This window comes from Agrobacterium sp. SORGH_AS 787, assembly GCF_030819035.1.
Lineage (GTDB): Bacteria > Pseudomonadota > Alphaproteobacteria > Rhizobiales > Rhizobiaceae > Agrobacterium > Agrobacterium larrymoorei_B.
The window spans coordinates 256,071-274,667 of the sequence record NZ_JAUTBG010000003.1; the positions used below are offsets into that span (position 1 = coordinate 256,071).

Here is an 18,597-nt window from a genome sequence, read left to right on the forward strand (position 1 = left end):
GCCACCGATTGCCGGACGGTGAGGCTGGCGCGATGGCACCAACCTTTATCCGCTTTATTCAGAAACATCCTTGGCAAGCGTGCGCTCATCGATACGCGGAGCGTAATTCAGCCCCTTGCGCAGCACCCAGGCGTTGCTCTGCTGGTAGAGCGGGATGATGGCGCCGTCAGTGACGGCAACCTTCACAGCCTCTATGAGGGCCGCTTCACGCACCTTGTCGTCATAGATCGTCATTGCCTTGGAGACGAGGTCATCGAGTGCTGGATTGGAATAGCCACTATCATTGGCAGCGCCTAAGCCACGCTTTGGATCGACAGTGCCCAATACGTTGACCAGCATGGAACTTGCGTCATAGGTCGCGTTACCGAGCCCGAGAAGCTTCATGGCGAATTCCGACTTGCGCGATGAGAAGGTCGTCCATGGCAGAGCTTCCACGTTCGTCTTCACGCCAATTCTCGTCCACATCTGCGCAACGGCCTGAACCACCGCGGGCGCATTGGGGTAGCGATCATTCGGCACATGAACTGTCAGCTGAAAACCTTCGGGATATCCGGCGTCGGCGAGAAGCTTTTTTGCTCCCGCAGCATCAGGCTTGGGTGGCTGAATGTCGGGCGTGTAAGAGAACGCACCCTTGGGGAGCCACTGACCGGAGGCAGTTGCAGTTCCTTCCATGATCTTGTCGACAATGCCTTCGCGATTGATCGCCTCGGAAAGAGCATTGCGAACGCGTGGATCGGCCAGAGGATTTTTATCCAGCGTCTCGCCCTTTGGCCCTTTCACAAAGGCCTTCCAAGCATCTCCCGATGTCGACGGCGCGAGATAGATGACACGCAGGCCCGGCGTGCTGACGAAGGAAAGATTGGCTGTGGTTTTGAAACGAGCAATATCGGTCGCAGCCGGTGCGTCGATGACATCGACATCGCCAGCGAGAGCCGCGGTCGTACGAGCGCTTGCGCTGGAAATCATGCGGTAGGTTGCGTGATCCCAAGCGACTTTCTTACCCCACCAATCGGGATTACGCTCTAGGCCAACTTCGATGCCTTGCTTGAAAGTCGTAAATCGGAATGCGCCCGTGCCGATTGCGGCCTTGCCGGAATTGTAATCGGCAGTATCCACACCGTCACCCGCATGGCGCGACACGATGGCGATATTTGCAAGATCGCCCGGAAGGGTCGGTGCCGGTGTCTTGGTGTTGATGATGACGGCGTTGTCACCATCAGCCTCGACGCTTGCAACATTGCGCATAAAACCGCCGAAGCCACCCGGGCTATTGGGCACGCTTCCGGCGCGACTAAGCGTGAAAATTACGTCGTCAGAGGTAAAGGGCTTGCCATCGTGCCACTTAACGCCTTCGCGCAGGTTAAACCGCCATTTAGTTTCGGAAACGGACTCCCACTTGGTTGCAAGACCCTCGACCAATTGACCCTCAGCAGTACGCTCGGTCAGCCTATCAAAAATCTGCATGGCAATGGCGTTGTTTGGCGAGGCATTGTAAAAATGCGGATCAATTGAGGTCACGGTTCCGCTTAGACCGATCGTTAGATTTTTCGCAACAACGGGTTGGGCAACCAAGCCAATAAGGCTGGTCAGAAGAAGCATGCCAGTTTTCATTATCTCGTTCCCTTGTTTCGAACGTGGAAATGTCACCCGTTCGCTTCTTGTGATCCTCCAACTAAAACTCATATTTAACAAATGAATGTTTTTTGCCTACTTCATTCATCTCATGAATAATGCGGTTCTGAATGGCTCGCCTCCCATCCCATATTTCCCTCTTTCAAGAAAAACTGGATCCATTTTTGTAGAACGATCGAACATAACGGAATGTGGAGGAGCTAACCCGTCAGCAATGAAAATCTAAGTAGTTGAGCCACGAGCTATGGTGAAAAACTATCGCCTAGCTTCCAATGCAGTCGATCAGATCGAGAAGGTTCTGCCTTGAACGGATACGAACCTATAACCCACGAACATGAAGATATTAGCTGCATTCAACAAGTCGTAGATTTGCGCACCAAATGGTGCTATACGAGCTACTCATTTGCGGGAGCTAGAATATGCGATCGACCATAAATCTTGACGACAATCTTATGGAACGGGCCAAGTCCCTTACGGGCACCAAGGAAACAGCAGCTCTCGTCCGACAAGCGCTGGAGACGCTTGTGCGTGTGGAATCCGGCAAACGCTTGATCGCGCTTGGCGGCTCTATGCCTGAGGCTGAAGCATCGCCTCGCCGACGGAGCGACGTGGCCAAGTGATCCTGGTAGACACCTCGATCTGGATAGATCATTTTCGATACGACGACGCAGAACTAAGAAAAATCATTACTGATGACCAGTTGCTTTGCCACCCGTTCGTTGTCGGCGAACTGGCGCTCGGTAGCCTAAGAGAACGAGGCGCAGTTTTAGCTTTCTTAGCAGCTCAACGCGAGGCAATTATCGCGACCCACGCAGAGGTAATGACGATGATTGATCGCCATTCGATATTCAGCATGGGAATTGGTTACACAGATGCCCACTTACTGACTTCAACGTTGCTCGACCGGCGATCAAGCTTGTGGACAAGAGATAAGCGCCTAGCGGCCGCCGCGCAAAAAGTTGGTGCGGCACTTTATCCGCACGCACACGCCTCTCATTAGAACAATAACGCAGGACCGCTCAGCAATATCGAGGCTCTTGAAAAGATACACACCATTGGCAACTTGTCCAATTTTGATAAGCAGTTGAATTATCGGCCTTGAGGTCGGCGAAGTGGAATGATCGTATACTTAAGGCACTTTAAGGGCTGGGAGATTCCGAAGCACATCGTAGGCGCGCGCGGCTCTAATGAGGCAACGAAGTGCCCCGGCCTTATCCGGTAATGCAGGTGATCAATTTCGCGTCTGGGAGCAGCTTCCATCTGCCGCCTCGCGGTGTTTGCCGGCCCAATGGGCCAAAGCAATTCAAGCCCGGCTAGGATAGAGCTCGGGAACGTGAGCGTGAATCCAAGAGGCGGTTGGTGCTCGTATCTAGCATGTTCGCTTTTTTGGACCAGCAAAGGGTCGGTTCCGGCACGACCTGAAAAGCAGCTATGCGCGGGAACACCTTACAGCGCACGCGGTTCGCATCTTCGAAAGGAGAACAACATGAGCAGAGACGTAGACAAGCGGATCATGGGTACGCCTGATGACCCTAACTCTATACGAGCCTCAACTTGGCGGCCAAGAGCGAAAGATGAGGACATCATCACGAACAACGACCAAGGCGCTCCACCTGTGCCAGTAGGTCAGTCTGGTGATCGTGAGCAAGGCTCAGACAGTGATGGTTCCGTGGGTGGGCAGTAGAATCGTCCTCACTTCAACCGGCTTACCTGGGGCAGTGTTCGAAAACGCCTCCCGATGGAAGTAGAGTTGAAGGCGGGGCAATCTCACAAATTTTGGGGAAAGGCTATCCGTTTGGGTTGAGGCCGAAAACGCACTGCTTGAAAGGGCGACACAGAAAGATCTCCATATTGCTGTGTTATCGTTTCGCCAGTGTCAGGGTACGTTTGCGCATGGAATGTTCCGTGTTAATTGATGCTCTATGCGTCAAAGTCTCCAACAGGCTGCAAAGCATTATTCAAAGATATTTTCGCCGCCGAACCTGGAGGCTTGTCGCCTTAAATCAAGGGGGTTCGAAGTGCGGTTTGTCTGCAAGATCCTCTATGCTGTCCAGTACGTCCTCAGGCCTAACGTCCTGTTGGAGTTCAATGATCTCCTCATTCTGATTGAGCTCGACCTTCAACTTCCCCGCGATGGCGGTCACAATTAATAAAAGCTGCGTGGTTTCATGCTCCGCGAGAAGCGAAATCTGAAGATTGAGATCAGCACGCTTGTCATCGGAAGCAGCCATGCGGTTCTGGCTGATCATGACGAAGGTCGAGACAAATATCGCCTCAACAGAGGCAAACATAGCCAGTATGACGAGCGAGGGATCAAAAGGCGGAAAGATTGGCAAAAGTCCGACGTTTACCAGGATCCATCCGCCAAAGAGTGCCACGTGAATGTAGACGAAGCTCATCGATCCGGCAAAGCGTGTGACAGAAGCCGCTGCCTTTTCTTGAAGCGAAGCTTTTGCTGCATCTTCTCGTTTTCGTTCGAGCAACGCATTAATGTTTCGGTCAAGCCGAGTGCCTCGTCTGTTCATATTCGACATCAACCCGTAATGGTGCGGTCAAAACCCAACTTTGGCGCACCCTGCAGGTTCCTGTCCCTTTCGAGACGCGAATGCTTGATATCAAGTCCGACTGCTGGTGCGTTGCGCCTGTGGGTGTTGCGATGCAGGCTCTTGAAAGGTGCCGAAGCCGAGCGAATAAATTACGGGTATGCGCGATCATCAGTGTGCCCCTCAATCTAGGCAATCCTGGCGAAATTACCACTAACGTGTTAGTCACCTACCGCTATTGTCAGCCTTGCGGCTCGGAACTTTTCTAAAGGCCGCTACGGGCCGCAGTGATGCAGACCGCCTCGGTCGTATTCGCGCCGCGGGAGGGAGGGAGATGTCAAGACAGGTTTATGGAAGCCTATCGATGAGGTAGGGTAGATTGCCTCTGCGCTTCGTGCAGAGCTATCGCGAAAATCAATGCGTCGTACCGCGTTCCTGTGCCGATAAAGCCGCCACGATATGCCATATGTCTTCACTTTCGGTGGACAGCACGAACGGTCCTTGCTCGCTGCCAGCCGCGCAAGAGGGCACGAAGAAGATATAGGGAATAGCTTTTGCCTCAAGCTCGTTCATCAGCGGCACCATGAGTTCAGGCTCATAACGCACGTCGATGATAGCGCTCGCGAAGCTCCAGTCCTGACCGTTATCATCGGTCGCGGTGTAAGGGCCGACCAGATCGATCGCGATCTCAGACCATGACGAGACGATCTCCGTCGTTACCGCGTCTTTCGTGCCGAACACGGCTATCGTGAGACGGTCGTTAACCGGCATGCTCTGCTCTTGCACAATATGGTAGCCTCTGATCAATTTCTACGACTGGTCATAACCCCCAATCCCGGGGCTTTGCCAGCTAAAATACATCGGGTTGTGACTTCTTCATTCATCCCGAACAACCCGGCGCTGACTTCGGAACATCACGAATTTTTTATTGTGAGAGTGCGGGAGGAAAACTGCGGGTAAAGACACTACAACCGTGGCAGGTCTTCCCTTCCGGAAAGCTCTTACCATGGTGGGACTAACCCGCGCAGATTAAAAATTATTACCTGTTAAAATCTCTAAATTGCTCTTGAGAAGAAAAATAATTCCGCCGGAGGTACGGTTGCGAACATTTACCGCTGTCCGCACACGACATATAGTTTTGAGACATTCTTCTTTCCTCAAGCATAGGCCGAGTTCCATTGCTCGGAAGGTAAAATGCCTTTCCATTATCAACACCAAAGCCCGGGCGTCTTCCTTAATGATGATCTGCGAATTGTCCAGACCGCTTATTCGGGCGTCATCGCACAAGTTTGCAAGGCTTTAGGGCCTAGTCACGCTGAAGTTGCACGCTATGTGCTCAGAATGTACGACCGAGGCATTGTGGACCCACAAAAGCTGCAGCAGATCGCAACCTTGCACTTCAAAGTCGTCTCCGACCGTCAAGACAGACCTGACGTTCCCCCGTTCTAACGACAGCATTTTTTCCTTCTCACGGTTAGTATCGTACCACATCGCTTAACGAGCGGGTTTGCGGTGGACAAATGGCGAAAGAGACGGCGATTGGCGCCTTCTTTGCATCGATATGCCGCACATATTCCCCGGACCCACGCCCTGCCATGTGGACATCATCGACATTGTCGGGCGAATGTTTGAATTTTCACCGCTCCGTTTCGCCGGTAGACGCGCGCGCGGCTGTCGGGCAGTAGAAGCGATACTCCGAAAAGTGGTGGATGATGAAGGGCGAACATATTCGCCGCGAGCCTACCGAAGTCATTCCCGAATCGGTTCCTGAATCCCGACCGCTCAGCATTTTTTGAAATACACATAGTCCCCGTGAATCCACGGTAGGCCGCATCAGAATTTGGACAAGAGTGCGTCGCGACCCCGGTCGTCTCCGGGAGGTGAAACAGACGTTTGCTTGCTTGCAACGGTGCTCGGCGCCATCGATCCCTCTACCGGCTATTTCTGGTTCGGCATGGCGTTTTCAGCGCGCAGTACGGTACTGATGGTGCGTCACTCGCGCCTCCCGGCGAAAGTCTCGCTTTGCAACTGACGCTCGTTCGCACAGACGAACTGCTGCAAAACAGTTACGGAATTCTTCTTCGTACATAGTCGAAAACACAAATACCGCGGCGCTTGCAGAGGAAGCGCCGCAGTCGATAAAATGTTTGCTGCAGATTAGTACAAATCGCGCCTTAGCGCCTCGCGGGCGCGGCTGACTCGGCTCTTGATGGTGCCGATGCGACATCCGCAGAGATCGGCGGCATCAGCATAGCTGGTTCCATCCGCGATCAACAGAAGCGCCTTCTTCTGATCGGCATCGAGTCCGCCAATGGCACGCATGACCTGCTGGTGTTCCAGTCGCCCCTCCTGACTGGGGGGCGTCGAGATCATTTTCTCCACGCCGACCGGCAAACCTACACGTTCGCGCTGAGCGACTTTGTATCTGGTACAGAAGGTGTTGCGCATTATGGTGAAGAGCCATGATTTCAACGCTGTTCCGGGCGTGAAGCGGTGAATGGCGCGCAGGCCTCTCAGCATGGTTTCTTGAACGAGATCATTGACGTCTTCTTCCGTTCGCACAAAGCGTCTTGCAAAAGCCGACAATGCTGGGTTCAGTTCCGCAATCCCTGCACGCAACTCCTCAAGCTCCGCTTCGGTAACAGCGATTTCGGCTGTGGTCTTGGTGACATGAATGTCCATATTCCCCTCCGTTGCTATGGAGCCAATGCACGCCAACACTTTCCGTTGCAGTACGCGGGCGTACAAACCAAGGTGAGTGACGATATTCTGAGGGAACAAACCCGAGATAGGCAGGTTCGGCACAGCAGAACAAGGGGAAATCGAATGCTAAGGAGAGCTATCATCGTTGCCGCTCTGGTCACCGTGGTTGCACTTGCCATCGTGAATTTCACATTGCGAGAGGATAATAGACCCGGACAGCCTTCCCCTCACGCTATCGATCAGAGCCAGTAAATCGTACTTAAATTTGCAAGCGCTTAAGGTCCAGAAGTACTGAATAACTGGGAGGCGGGCTGGCCTCGTTTTTGACCTACCTTCACGCCGTTGCGATGCTTGCCGATACGCGCCTCGATCTTGTTCAGCCGCTAGGCGGTGCTGAGACCGACGCGCTGTACGATGGGCGCGGCGGCACCCTTCGACAAAACTGGAAAAGCCGCCAGTGCTGGTTTTGCTGACGATCTGTCCTTCCGGTCACAGCACGCGGGCCCATTCGAACAGAAGCTGCTCCTTATCCGGGACGAGGATCGAAGCGTCACCAAATCGGCGGAGCATCGTCGGTTTGCAGATGGCATGCATCCGTCACCTTCAATTCGCGAAAAAGAGACAAACAGCCGCGCGACATTTTGGCCTTTGCCTTGCCCAACATCTGATCGGAATATCGATACCAGCGACGACGCTCCCGCGTGGATAGTGGGGAAGAGCGACGCCGGCTACGACACCGAAAGCCAGAATATCACGACCGCCCTGCAACGCCATGTTGCGAAGAAGTCCCCGCGTGTTCGTCGCAGAATTTCGGGAGGCCCCCACTTGTCTGCTTTCTTCTGTTCTCAAACTGGCTAACTTCTCCGTTTCTCCTTTCAGAGTAGCATTGCTGCGGTCAGGTAATGGGCTCATCCAGTTTCAAAGCTCACAATCGGCTCCTCGATCAGATCTCGCCTTCTGCATTTATTCAGGAACCATGCCAAGACCTTAATGTTCGGACCGAGTTATCCCAAAGGTCAAGATATGGAGAGGCCAATGTTCAGCTTCGATAAGCGTTTACAGTATCCTGTAAAGGTCAATTCCCCCGATCCGGTTTTTGCGCGCATGCTTCAACAGGCGATCGGAGGCGTTGAGGGCGAAATCCGTGTTTGCATGCAGTACTTTTTCCAAGCGTGGGGCGCGCGCGGCCCCACCACCAAGTACCGCGATATGCTGTTGCACACGGCAACTGAAGAAATCGGTCATATCGAGATGCTTGCAACGGCTGTTGCACTCAATCTCGACAAGGCCCCGGCCAGCCTTGCTGAGGCAGGCGCCGCCGACGGAATAGTGGGCGCAGTTATGGGTGGTGAAAATCCGCGCCATGTGGTCGAAGGCATGCTGCACAGGCATATCCTCTCGACTGGAATGGCAGCTTTTCCCGGCAATTCGGAGGGCGTGCCGTTCGACATGTCCCATATCTATGCGAGCGGAAATCTGGCAGCGGATATGTACTGTAACGTGGCGGCAGAAAGCACCGGCAGGGTGCTTGCCACCCGTCTTTACAATGCTGCACACGATGACGGCATGAAGGATATGCTTCATTTCATGATCGCTCGCGACACCATGCATCAGCAACAATGGCTGGCAGTCATTGAAGAGTTAGGTGGAAATGAAGGTGCCCTCCCTATCCCAAATAGCTTTCCGCAGGAAAAAGAAGATCAGACCCACAATTACGACTTCTTCGCCACGGCAGCAGATGGCTCCGTTCCCCCTCCCGCGCGATGGAACGAAGGCCCATCAGTCGATGGGAAGGGGCAATTTACCATCTTCCAAAACGTGCCGATGGGAGATGAACCCGTGTTAGGACCAGCGCGCCCGGATAGCGGCGCGCAGAATGAACAAATTGGATAGCGCTGGTGAGTTGGCCGACCTCTGGTTCGGCCAACTCAGTTTGAATTAGATCACGCGGCAGGACAAAGTGGAGCAAACGAGCTGGCGGTTGCGTCTTGAGACCTTCTTCAACGGCGCAAGGCGAAAAGGCGCTACGTAACAGCGAGAAACGAGAGGCGTTTCTGCTGAAGCCCAGCGACGCAATGCGAGCGCTCGCGGCACCTTCGGCTGCTGCCAAAGCCGCGCGCTGCTTCCATGTTCAGCACCTGGGCACGAGCAGAATGCAGTCGACTGAAGTCACCGGCGAACCCGGCGCGGACGCGGGCGAGGCCCATGGTCAGTACACCCGCACCACACAGGGGGGCCTAAACTCTGTGTATTAAAAAAGCGGCCGCGTATTTCGCCAGGGATGCAAAGTGATAGTTGAGCGTTCATTGCCCTGCATCGCTTGCAGTTTTCGGTGCGGACGATGTGTCGCCTTCTGCGGGTTCATCCCAGTGGACTTTATGTTTGGCTGAAGAACCCATTGAGCGGGCGGGCCAACGAGGACAAGCGACAGACCGATCTTCTCCTGAAGGCATGGGAAGAAAGCGGCAAGGTCTACGGTTATCGAAAGCTGCACGGCGATCTTCTCGATCAGGGTGAGATGTGCGGCCCGAACCGGATTGCACGTCTGACCCGCCTTGCCGGGATAAAGGCGCAGATTGGCTACAACGCCGTCCAGGCATTTATGGTGGCAGGCCTGCCGTCGCTATCGAGACACGCTCGACCGGCAATTTGACGTATCGGCTCCGGACACGGCCTGGGTCACGGACATCACCTCCATCCGAACCTGCGAGGGCTTCGCTTACCTTGCTGTCGTCATCGACCTCTATTCCCGTCGGGTCATCGGCTGGGCGATGCAGAGCCGACAGACCACGGACGTCCTATTGCAGGCTCTGCTCATGGCGGTGTGGAGGCGAAAGCCGAAGGACAAGATGCCGGTTCGTTCGGGTCAGGGCTCGCGGTTCACCAGCATGGACTGGGGCCTCATTTCTCAGGCACCACAATCTGGCTCACTCGATGAGCCGACGCGGCAACTGCCATGACAATGCGGTGGCCGAGAGCTTCTTCAATCTTCTGAAACGGGAGCGGATACGTCGCAGGGTCTACCGTTCGCGCGATGAAGCTCGCCAGGACGTGTTTGACTACATCGAGATGTTCTACAACCCGAAACGCAAGCACGTCAGAAACGGAATGCTGTCGCCAGTCGACTTCGAGAGGCAGCAGAAAATCTAACCCGAGGATGTCTACGAAACTCGGGTCTATTCAAAGGGCTGGCATAGAGGCAATCATCCAAAAGCAGAAGCGTGTGCCTTCGGAAGCGACAATCACGGCCTCCTCCTTGAGGCTCAAGATCGTCGAACGCGGTTCCTTCGGCCCGGTCGCCAGATCGGCAACCGATGTGCGTTTCCTCCACTTGGAAACGGTCTTCGGGTTGATCCCACCCCGCTTTGAGAGCGCTCTCAGGCTCTCTCGACTATGTTGTATCGCTTGACGGATTGCCTCAGTCGTTGTGGCGCGACCATGTTGAATCTGGCCCATAGTGCCTCCTTCCATTCGACGGAAAATAGTGCACCATTGAAGTCTGGGACCATACCCCCAGTCGAGCGAGGCATACCATTCGTTTTCTTGACCGGCTACGATCTGGATGTGATCCCTAATCAACTCGCCGATATTCCAGTGCTCAAAAGCCGATCGTCCTGCCCGATATCGTCGAAGCCGGGAATAAGATTTAAAAGAAGAAACTCCCAAGCACAGCTCCAACTAAGGCAAGAGCAGGGGAAGGTAAAACGAAATACACAAATCTCAGTTTCCAACCGGTTGAGTTGCATGAGCGACGAAGGGTAATGCCATCAACCGTTGATACTCGGCTTCGGGTGCGCCATAGGCTTCACCAGCGGCTGCGATCAACCCCCGTTTGTCACGGATCTCGATGCAACCTCGGTTGGATCTTATTAGTCGTTCACCTTCAAGTATATGAAGCGTGTCTGTTACCGACGACCGTCTAACTCCCAACATCATGGAGAGATATTCGTGGGTGAGCCTGACCGTTCCTCCGGGCACCCTGTCATGTACCATCGCCAGCCATCGAGCAAGCCGCTGTTGCAGCCCAAAACGCCCATTTGCGAGAGCCGTATGGCTGACCTGCACTCCGAGCGACCTTGAGAAACGAGCGGTGAGCACGCGCAAGTCGGGTACCCCGTTTAACTTGGACAGGAAATCGTCGGTTGCCATTGCCAGCGCAGAACCTTCGATCTGGGTAATTAACTCGTAAGGTGTCTTGTCATCACCTTCGAGAAGCCCCAAGCCGGTCACGCCTTCTCTGCCAATGATACCCGTTTCGATGCGGCTTCCGTCACGACCGACCACAATCATCGATGCGACACAATCGATGGGAAAGTATACGCGCGTAACGCTTTGGTGTTGTAACTCCATCACGGCTCCTCGTGCGAGGTTGATCGAACGAAGCATCGGAAGAACGGTAGCCAGGTCTTCATCCGACAGCCTCGCGAGGAGATGATTGTTGCGGGCGTATGCTTGCTTAACGGGCTCGGTAAAGAGCGCTTGCGAAAGCGCCAAGATTGCAGACTGTTTTTCCACGGGCTTTCTCAGCACGATCTTATCTGAATGACGTGCGGGTATGATTTCTGGTTCGAACCCTGTGGCAAACACGAAGGGGACAGCAATCCGCTCGAGTTCATCCGCTACCGGAAAGACGAGTTCCTTGCCGAGTTTGATATCGAGAATTGCTCCGGCAAGATCTGGAGCGGACGGAATGCGCTCAAGTGCGCTTTCCACATCCGAAACAGGCCCTTCAATGAGGACTCCAGCCGATGAGAGAGCCGAGGCCAGTTGCTGGGCGATTAGGCAATCGTCCTCGACGACAAGGATGCGCTTGCCGGTCAGGAGTTGATGCGGCTCCATCTCACATCCTTTCTTGAAAGCTCATCCATTGGCACTAGACATAGCCCATCGAACAGTAGGGCCGTCTAAGTCTGGTATCAGGATACAGCCAGGAAAGGTGCTCTCCAAGAGTCCAAACGGCCCAATCAATCTCGTATCGAACCGGACAGAGCGACGGTCAGTGAAAGCCTCCGTTGGGTTAGCCGCGGCTGCATTGTCTACTTAGAAACTTCGAACGAATTTGAGATTACGCCTTATCCAAGCAACCGTTGGCAAGAACATTAGGAGCGGATCAGACCTTTGCCGCTCCACCTCTTTCTCGCAACGCTACAAATTCCAGCGTTATCTTTTGCAGATTTGATTCGAGCCAGACTGCCATCTGGATCTCTTCTTCAAGATTGTCATCGAGCCGCGAGCGAGCCGCCGTGAAGCCGCCGTGGTCGGCTATCGCTAGAAGCGATTTGTAAGCAGCAATTTCGTAGTGCTCGAACGCAAAATTCGCGAGGCTGTTCTTCACTATCTCGTCGCCAGCAACAGCATGACCCAAACTGGCGATCGCTCCTGTGAACGACATAGCCGTGTCTTTCAGCGACGACGCGTTCTCGGAAAGGCCAGCCAGAATTTCATCGAGCCGTGAAATTTGCCGTTCTGTTTCATGAAGATGCATTTCCAGACGCTCCCGAACTTCGGGATAGTTTTCAATTCGCTGTATTTGCGGCTTTATGATGGATAAGGCCTGATTTTCCATCGCGTGAGCGTTACGCAGGCCCGTTACGAAAATGTCGCGTATGTCTGTGGTCATTAAACGTCCTCCTATGAGGCTTGCCTAACCGGAGGAGGGATGTGATGTTCCGCTGATCACGCCAAGAACATGCGGATGACGGCGAGGCCGCACAGCAATCCAACCCCCCAGGCAAACATCCAGTTCAAGCAGACCAACACGAGTTTGAGAAAATGACCATGCACATAGTCATCGATGATGGCGTGCATGCCGATCCGCATATGCCAGACTGAAAGAAAGATGAAGATCAGGGTCGGCGCTGCAACCCACCACTGAGTAAAAGCCTCAAGCACCACGGGTCTCGGTTTTCCGAACAACCAGATACCCAGAAAGATCATGTAGGGTGTGACTAGTGCTGCGGCGAAACCTGTGACCTGCTTCAAGGCATAGTTCACCGTGCCGCCCTTGGCGGAGCCAAGGCCTTGGACACGCTTGAGGTGCGTTGTCATTTCAGACCTCCCCTTGGCGAACGGGCTCGTCCGGAATGGGCTGAACCTTCCCGGCGATGAAGAGAGCGATGAAGCTGCAAACCGCACCGGAGAGCAGGTAGATGCCGATATAGGCGATGCCGAATCTGGTAGCGAGGAAGAGCGCGACTGCTGGCGCAAAGCCTGCCCCGATCAACCAGGCGACATCGGATGTGACCGCGGACCCCGAATAGCGAAACCGGGTGGTGAAGACATTGGCGATGGAGCCGGACGCCTGGCCGAAAGAAAAGCCCATCAGCGCAAACCCGACCAGCAGAAAGGCGTACTGACCCGTTCGGCCTACATCGATCAGCAGCGTGGCCGAGAAGCTGAACAGAGCAACCAGAACAGCGCTCCACAGGAGATGTTGCCTGCGGCCCCATCGGTCGGCCGCATAGCCCGACAAGACGATCGCAATCGTCCCCACCGCTGCCCCGACCACCTGCATCGCCAGCATCTCGCCGATCTGGTCTCGCCGCACGAGGCTAATCCAGGCAAGCGGGAAGATAGTGACGAGATGGAAGAGAGCGAAGCTTGCCAGCGGTACGAATGCGCCGATCAATACATCGCGCAAATGATGTTTGAAGAGCTCCGGCATGGCTTGGGCATAAAGCTCGTTCTTCTCCAGCAATTCGCCAAATTCGCGCGTTGCGACAAGGCGAAGGCGGGCGAAGAGAGCGACGACATTGATGGCAAAAGCAACGAAGAACGGGTAGCGCCAACCCCAGGAGAGGAAATCCTCTTCCGGAAGGATCGTGTAGAAATAGCCGAACAGGACGCTCGCCAGCGCAAAACCGAGGGTGGCTCCCAGCTGCGGCACCATGGCGTAGCGCCCGCGCCGGTCTTCCGGTGCATTGAGCGCCAGCAACGACGCCAGACCATCCCATGCGCCGCCCCAGGCGAACCCTTGAAGTAAGCGAAAGGCAATCAGAAGCCATAGCGAGATGGCGCCCGCCTGCGCGTAGGATGGCAGAAATGCCATCGATACGGTCGATCCTCCAAGCAGAAAGAGGGCGATCGTGAGCTTGACCCCTCGCCCATACACCCGGTCCACCCCCATGAAAACGAAGGAGCCTATCGGTCGCGCCAAGAAGGCGACGGCGAAGACCAGGAAGGAGTACATCTGCGCCCGAACCGGATCTGGTTCAAAAGATAAGACGAGGCTTGGAAAGACCAGAATCGATGCTATCCCATAGACAAAGAAGTCGAAGAATTCCGCCATTCTGCCGATGATGACGCCGATGGCGATATTATCCGGCGAAACTGCCTTGTCGTCGTGAATCTTTCGCGCATCGCTTTCCATGCCCGATGTGTTGGGCTGGGATGACGGATGACTGCCCACATTCTGCATTGATTAGCCCCTAATCATGTCGGCGAGAACTCGCCTGCATCGTCTTGAAACGCGTGCCTAACCTCTTTGTACGCGGCTTGTTCCTGCATTCGATCTTCGGGAACCCATTGCCAAGCTTGAGGTTCGGGCGGCGATCAGAGCGGTGTGGTGGGCCTCTTGCCACTCCGCATTACCCACTCGGCATGGGCGGGCGGCAACAGGCGGGGAGCCATGACCTACGTTAAAAACTTCATTGCTCTGGCGGGCGCGACCTGCCTGCTGACGGGCTGCAACATGGTCGTCATGCGGCCATCGGGCGACATCGCCACGCAGCAGCGGGACCTCATCATCGTATCGGTGGCCTTGATGCTGCTGATCATCGTGCCGGTGATCTTCCTGACGCTCTACTTCGCCTGGAAATACCGATACACAAACACCGAAGCCACTTACCGGCCAGACTGGCATCACTCCACGCGCCTGGAAGTCCTCATCTGGTCTGCGCCGCTCGCGATCATCATTGCGCTTGGGGCTGTCACCTGGGCGAGTACCCACCAGCTCGATCCCTACAGGCCGCTCTCCCGTCTCGATGCATCACGCCCCATCCCTGAGAACCAGAAGACCTTGACGGTCGAAGTCGTAGCGCTCGATTGGAAGTGGCTGTTCTTCTACCCGGAGCTGGGGATTGCCACGGTCAACGAGTTGGCGGCACCGGTCGATGTCCCGATCAGCTTCAAGCTCACAGCATCCTCGGTGATGAACACCTTCTACGTGCCGGCACTTGCGGGGATGATCTACACCATGCCTGGCATGGAAACCCGTCTTCACGCAGTGATCAATCGCGAAGGGCAATATGACGGGTTTTCCGCCAACTACAGTGGCGACGGATTTTCCCGCATGCGCTTCCAGTTTCATGGCATGCAGCAGGCGGCGTTCGACCAATGGGTGGAGAGGGTAAAAGCGCAAGGCACATCCCTTTCCCGCGAGACCTACCTGAGCCTTGAACGACCCAGCACCGACGAGCCGATCCGCTATTACGGCTCAACCGACCAGGGGCTTTATCAGGCAATCGTCAATCTCTGCGTCGCACCGGGCAAGGTTTGTATGAATGAGGTCATGCATAGCGGGACGCATGGAAAGCAGGCGGAACCGATCGACCGCACGCGCCTCGAATACGACAATCGACATACCACCTCGGGACGCCCTGGCGCCACATTCCCGGAGACCGGCAATCCTGCTCACAGCCACCAAGAGATCGAGCCGACGGAGCATCCCGCGCCAACGCCGCAGAGCTCCGAGCCTACTACCACAAACCCGCATTCTACTCATTGACCGGAAGGCAATTGCGATGGACTCCGACCTATTACGCATGATTTTCGGGCGACTTGGCCTCGACGCTTTCCCGCTTCATGAGCCGATCCTGGTGATGACATTCATCGGCGTCGCAGTCGGCGGCTTGGCGCTGATTGGGCTCATCAGTTATTTCCGGCTTTGGGGTTTCCTCTGGAGAGACTGGTTCACCAGCATCGATCACAAGAAGATCGGCATCATGTATGTGGTGCTGGCGCTCGTCATGTTGCTACGCGGCTTTGCCGATGCGGTGATGATGCGCACCCAACAGGCGATTGCCGTCGGTGGTTCGGAAGGTTATCTCCCGCCCCACCATTTCGATCAGGTCTTTACCGCGCACGGCGTGATCATGATCTTCTTCATGGCCATGCCCTTCATTACCGGACTGATGAATTTCATCGTCCCGTTGCAGATCGGCGCACGCGACGTCGCCTTTCCTTTCCTCAACAACCTGTCCTTCTGGATGACGGTGGCAGGTGCCGCACTCATCATGTGCTCGCTCTTTGTCGGCGAATTTGCACGCACCGGCTGGCTTGCATACCCGCCACTCTCCGGTATCGATTACAGTCCGGGGGTCGGCGTGGACTATTATCTCTGGGCGCTGCAGATCGCAGGGGTCGGCACGACCTTGTCCGGCATCAACCTCTTGACCACCATCGTCAAGATGCGCGCACCCGGCATGTCGATGATGAAGATGCCGATCTTCACCTGGACCTCGCTCTGCACCAACATTCTGATCGTCGCCACCTTCCCGGTTTTAACAGCCACGCTGGCTCTGTTGACACTTGACCGTTACGTCGGCACCCATTTCTTCACGAACGACCTCGGTGGCAATCCGATGATGTACGTCAACCTCATCTGGATCTGGGGCCACCCGGAGGTCTACATCCTTATCCTGCCCGCCTTCGGCATCTTCTCGGAAGTGGTCTCCACTTTCTCCGGAAAGCGGCTCTTCGGCTACGCTTCGATGGTCTATGCCACCGTGGTCATCACCATCCTGTCCTATCTCGTCTGGCTGCACCACTTCTTCACCATGGGGTCGGGTGCGAGTGTCAACGCCTTTTTCGGCATCACGACCATGATCATCTCGATCCCCACGGGTGCGAAGATCTTCAACTGGCTCTTCACCATGTATCAGGGCCGCATTCGCTTTGAGCTGCCGATGATGTGGACGGTCGGCTTCATGGTCACTTTCGTGATCGGCGGCATGACCGGCGTGATGCTCGCCATACCGCCTGCAGATTTCGTGCTGCACAACTCGCTCTTCCTGGTTGCTCACTTCCACAACGTCATCATTGGCGGCGTGGTGTTCGGCTTGCTCGCTGGCACCGTCTACTGGTTTCCCAAGGCCTTCGGCTTCAAGCTCGATCCTTTCTGGGGGAAGATTTCCTTCTGGTGCTGGCTCGTCGGCTTCTACGTCGCCTTCATGCCGCTCTATGTGCTCGGGCTGATGGGTGTAACGCGGCGCCTTGCGTTCATAGAAGACCCGTCGCTCCATATATGGTTCGTTATCGCGGCCGTCGGAGCTGCCATCATCGCCTGTGGTATTCTGGCCTTCATCATCCAGATCGTCGTCAGCTTTATTCGCCGCGAGGAATTGCGCGACACGAACGGCGATCCCTGGAACGGTAGAACTCTGGAATGGGCGACCGCCTCGCCCCCACCGCACTATAATTTCGCTTTTACCCCAGTCGTCCATGAACTCGACAGTTGGTATGACATGAAACGAGAGGGCGGCAGTTTCCCGACCTCTGGCTTCCGGCCCATCCACATGCCGAAAAACACCGCGACCGGCATCTATATCAGCGTGCTGAGCGTCATCTTCGGCTTTGCCATGGTCTGGTACATCTGGTGGCTTGCGGGCCTCGCCTTCATCGGAATTCTCGGCGTTTCGATCGCCCATACCTTCAATTATGACCGCGATTACTGGATCCCGAGCGAAGATGTTGCGGCAGTGGAAACCGCGATCCGTCGAGTGTCGACACGGAGGCCTTCATGAGCGATCACAACACGGCCCCGCCCGAACGTCTCTATCACGCGGAAGAAGAGCACCATCCGGAAAACGGAACCTATCTGGGTTTCTGGATCTATCTGATGAGTGATGCGCTGATATTCGCGGTGCTTTTCGCCACCCATGCGGTGCTGAGCCAGAACTTCGCCGGTGGCGAGCCACCGGCAGAACTCTTCAGTCTACCGCTGGTGGCAGTCAATACCGCGATCCTTCTGACCTCCTCACTGACCTTCGGCTACGCCATGCTGGCCGCCCAGGAAGAGAACGTCAAAAGTGCCATCCGCTTTCTGGCGATCACGGGTCTTCTCGGTGCCTGCTTTCTGTCCATTGAACTTTACGAATTTGCCGAACTGATCGCCGAAGGTGCCGGGCCGACGCGCAGCGGCTACCTGTCGTCCTTCTTCGCACTTGTCGGCACGCATGGCCTGCACGTGTCTTTTGGCATCATCTGGATCGCGGTCCTCATCGCACAGATCAAGCAAAAAGGAATGCAGGAGGCCAATCTGCGCCGTCTCAGCTGTCTTTCGCTGTTCTGGCATTTTCTCGACATCATCTGGATCGGTGTCTTCACCTTCGTCTATCTTTTGGGAGTGACAGCATGAGTACCGAACACGAGGTTTCGCACGCACCGCATGGAAGCCGGCGTGACTACCACAAGGGTTTCATCCTCTCGATTATCCTGACGGCAATTCCCTTCTGGCTGGTCATGGCCGATGTCCTGCAAAGCCGGACGCTGACGGCAACCGTCCTCATCCTCTTCGCCGTTGCGCAGATCCTGGTCCATATGGTCTATTTCCTGCACATGGATGCCCGCGCAGAACGTGGCTGGATCATGCTGTCGCTGCTCTTCACCATCGTCGTGCTTTTGATCGCCGTCTCCGGCTCGTTGTGGATCATGTACCACCTCAACACCAACATGATGCCGATCGACCCCAAAGCGGCCAGGAACATCCCTTGAAGCCACA

18 protein-coding genes and 2 pseudogenes are annotated in these 18,597 nt (G+C 55.2%); 11 read left to right on the top strand and 9 right to left on the bottom strand.

Annotation, left to right across the window (positions count from 1 at the left end; genetic code table 11):
• Window positions 1–54 precede the first annotated feature (54 nt).
• Window positions 55–1,611: an ABC transporter substrate-binding protein gene (locus QE435_RS24725; protein WP_349043149.1), complete on the bottom strand. Its 1,557-nt coding sequence runs from the start codon at window positions 1,609–1,611 to the stop codon at window positions 55–57.
• Window positions 1,612–2,051: 440 nt separating this feature from the next.
• Here QE435_RS24725 and QE435_RS24730 point away from each other — a divergent pair, with 440 nt between their 5' ends.
• Both QE435_RS24730 and QE435_RS24735 read left to right on the top strand, forming a co-directional pair.
• Window positions 2,052–2,252, top strand: coding sequence for a type II toxin-antitoxin system VapB family antitoxin (locus QE435_RS24730; RefSeq protein WP_007597733.1), 201 nt, complete (start codon window positions 2,052–2,054; stop codon window positions 2,250–2,252).
• A complete protein-coding gene (locus tag QE435_RS24735) occupies window positions 2,249–2,632 on the top strand; it encodes a type II toxin-antitoxin system VapC family toxin (protein ID WP_349043150.1) in 384 nt (127 codons plus the stop codon). The genes QE435_RS24730 and QE435_RS24735 overlap by 4 nt, the downstream gene beginning before the upstream one ends.
• Before the next feature lie 1,003 nt (window positions 2,633–3,635).
• Here QE435_RS24735 and QE435_RS24740 read toward each other — a convergent pair.
• Window positions 3,636–4,157: a DUF1003 domain-containing protein gene (locus tag QE435_RS24740; RefSeq protein ID WP_349043151.1), complete on the bottom strand. Its 522-nt coding sequence runs from the start codon at window positions 4,155–4,157 to the stop codon at window positions 3,636–3,638.
• Between the two features lie 432 nt (window positions 4,158–4,589).
• On the bottom strand, window positions 4,590–4,946 hold the full coding sequence (locus QE435_RS24745; protein ID WP_349043152.1) for a hypothetical protein: 357 nt from the start codon (window positions 4,944–4,946) through the stop codon (window positions 4,590–4,592).
• A gap of 1,126 nt (window positions 4,947–6,072) precedes the next feature.
• On the opposite strand from QE435_RS24745, the gene QE435_RS24750 reads away from it, so the two are divergent.
• Window positions 6,073–6,207 (top strand): hypothetical protein, encoded by a 135-nt coding sequence (locus QE435_RS24750; protein WP_349043153.1) that lies wholly within the window; start codon window positions 6,073–6,075, stop codon window positions 6,205–6,207.
• Between the two features lie 125 nt (window positions 6,208–6,332).
• Here the strand turns inward: QE435_RS24750 and QE435_RS24755 are convergent, their stop codons facing one another.
• A complete protein-coding gene (locus QE435_RS24755) occupies window positions 6,333–6,857 on the bottom strand; it encodes a sigma-70 family RNA polymerase sigma factor (RefSeq protein WP_349043154.1) in 525 nt (174 codons plus the stop codon).
• 144 nt (window positions 6,858–7,001) lie between these two features.
• Between QE435_RS24755 and QE435_RS24760 the strand changes: the two genes are divergently transcribed.
• The 4 genes and pseudogenes from QE435_RS24760 to QE435_RS24775 all read left to right on the top strand — a co-directional run.
• On the top strand, window positions 7,002–7,130 hold the full coding sequence (locus tag QE435_RS24760; protein WP_349043155.1) for a hypothetical protein: 129 nt from the start codon (window positions 7,002–7,004) through the stop codon (window positions 7,128–7,130).
• Between the two features lie 162 nt (window positions 7,131–7,292).
• Window positions 7,293–7,736: a hypothetical protein gene (locus tag QE435_RS24765; RefSeq protein WP_349043156.1), complete on the top strand. Its 444-nt coding sequence runs from the start codon at window positions 7,293–7,295 to the stop codon at window positions 7,734–7,736.
• Window positions 7,737–7,913: 177 nt separating this feature from the next.
• Complete coding sequence (locus tag QE435_RS24770; RefSeq protein WP_349043157.1) at window positions 7,914–8,771, top strand: manganese catalase family protein; 858 nt, start codon at window positions 7,914–7,916, stop codon at window positions 8,769–8,771.
• 362 nt (window positions 8,772–9,133) lie between these two features.
• Window positions 9,134–10,028, top strand: a pseudogene (locus QE435_RS24775) (IS3 family transposase); the annotation flags it as partial.
• Between the two features lie 40 nt (window positions 10,029–10,068).
• On the opposite strand, the pseudogene QE435_RS24780 reads toward QE435_RS24775, so the two are convergent.
• The 5 genes and pseudogenes from QE435_RS24780 to QE435_RS24800 form a co-directional block, all read right to left on the bottom strand.
• Window positions 10,069–10,334: pseudogene (locus QE435_RS24780) on the bottom strand (IS481 family transposase); the annotation flags it as partial.
• Between the two features lie 264 nt (window positions 10,335–10,598).
• Window positions 10,599–11,717 carry a helix-turn-helix domain-containing protein gene (locus QE435_RS24785; protein WP_349043158.1) on the bottom strand — a complete coding sequence of 373 codons (1,119 nt, stop codon included), beginning with the start codon at window positions 11,715–11,717 and terminating at the stop codon, window positions 10,599–10,601.
• 271 nt (window positions 11,718–11,988) lie between these two features.
• Window positions 11,989–12,498, bottom strand: a complete 510-nt coding sequence (locus QE435_RS24790; protein ID WP_349043159.1) for a ferritin-like domain-containing protein — start codon at window positions 12,496–12,498, stop codon at window positions 11,989–11,991.
• Window positions 12,499–12,554: 56 nt separating this feature from the next.
• Entirely contained in the window at window positions 12,555–12,926 is a 372-nt protein-coding gene (sdhD, locus tag QE435_RS24795) for a succinate dehydrogenase, hydrophobic membrane anchor protein (protein ID WP_349043160.1), read from the bottom strand.
• A 1-nt stretch (window position 12,927) separates the two neighbouring features.
• Window positions 12,928–14,295, bottom strand: a complete 1,368-nt coding sequence (locus tag QE435_RS24800) for an MFS transporter (RefSeq protein WP_349043161.1) — start codon at window positions 14,293–14,295, stop codon at window positions 12,928–12,930.
• Window positions 14,296–14,505: 210 nt separating this feature from the next.
• On the opposite strand from QE435_RS24800, the gene cyoA reads away from it, so the two are divergent.
• The 4 genes from cyoA to cyoD are packed head-to-tail and all read left to right on the top strand — an operon-like array spanning window position 14,506 to window position 18,590.
• Window positions 14,506–15,603, top strand: a complete 1,098-nt coding sequence (gene cyoA, locus QE435_RS24805; RefSeq protein ID WP_349043162.1) for a ubiquinol oxidase subunit II — start codon at window positions 14,506–14,508, stop codon at window positions 15,601–15,603.
• 10 nt (window positions 15,604–15,613) lie between these two features.
• Window positions 15,614–17,620: a cytochrome o ubiquinol oxidase subunit I gene (cyoB, locus tag QE435_RS24810; protein ID WP_349043213.1), complete on the top strand. Its 2,007-nt coding sequence runs from the start codon at window positions 15,614–15,616 to the stop codon at window positions 17,618–17,620.
• Window positions 17,617–18,234: a cytochrome o ubiquinol oxidase subunit III gene (gene cyoC, locus QE435_RS24815; RefSeq protein ID WP_349043163.1), complete on the top strand. Its 618-nt coding sequence runs from the start codon at window positions 17,617–17,619 to the stop codon at window positions 18,232–18,234. Before cyoB ends, cyoC begins: the two co-directional genes overlap by 4 nt.
• The gene (cyoD, locus tag QE435_RS24820; protein WP_349043164.1) at window positions 18,231–18,590 is read left to right on the top strand and encodes a cytochrome o ubiquinol oxidase subunit IV; all 360 of its coding nucleotides are present in this window, start codon (window positions 18,231–18,233) and stop codon (window positions 18,588–18,590) included. The genes cyoC and cyoD overlap by 4 nt, the downstream gene beginning before the upstream one ends.
• Window positions 18,591–18,597 lie beyond the last annotated feature (7 nt).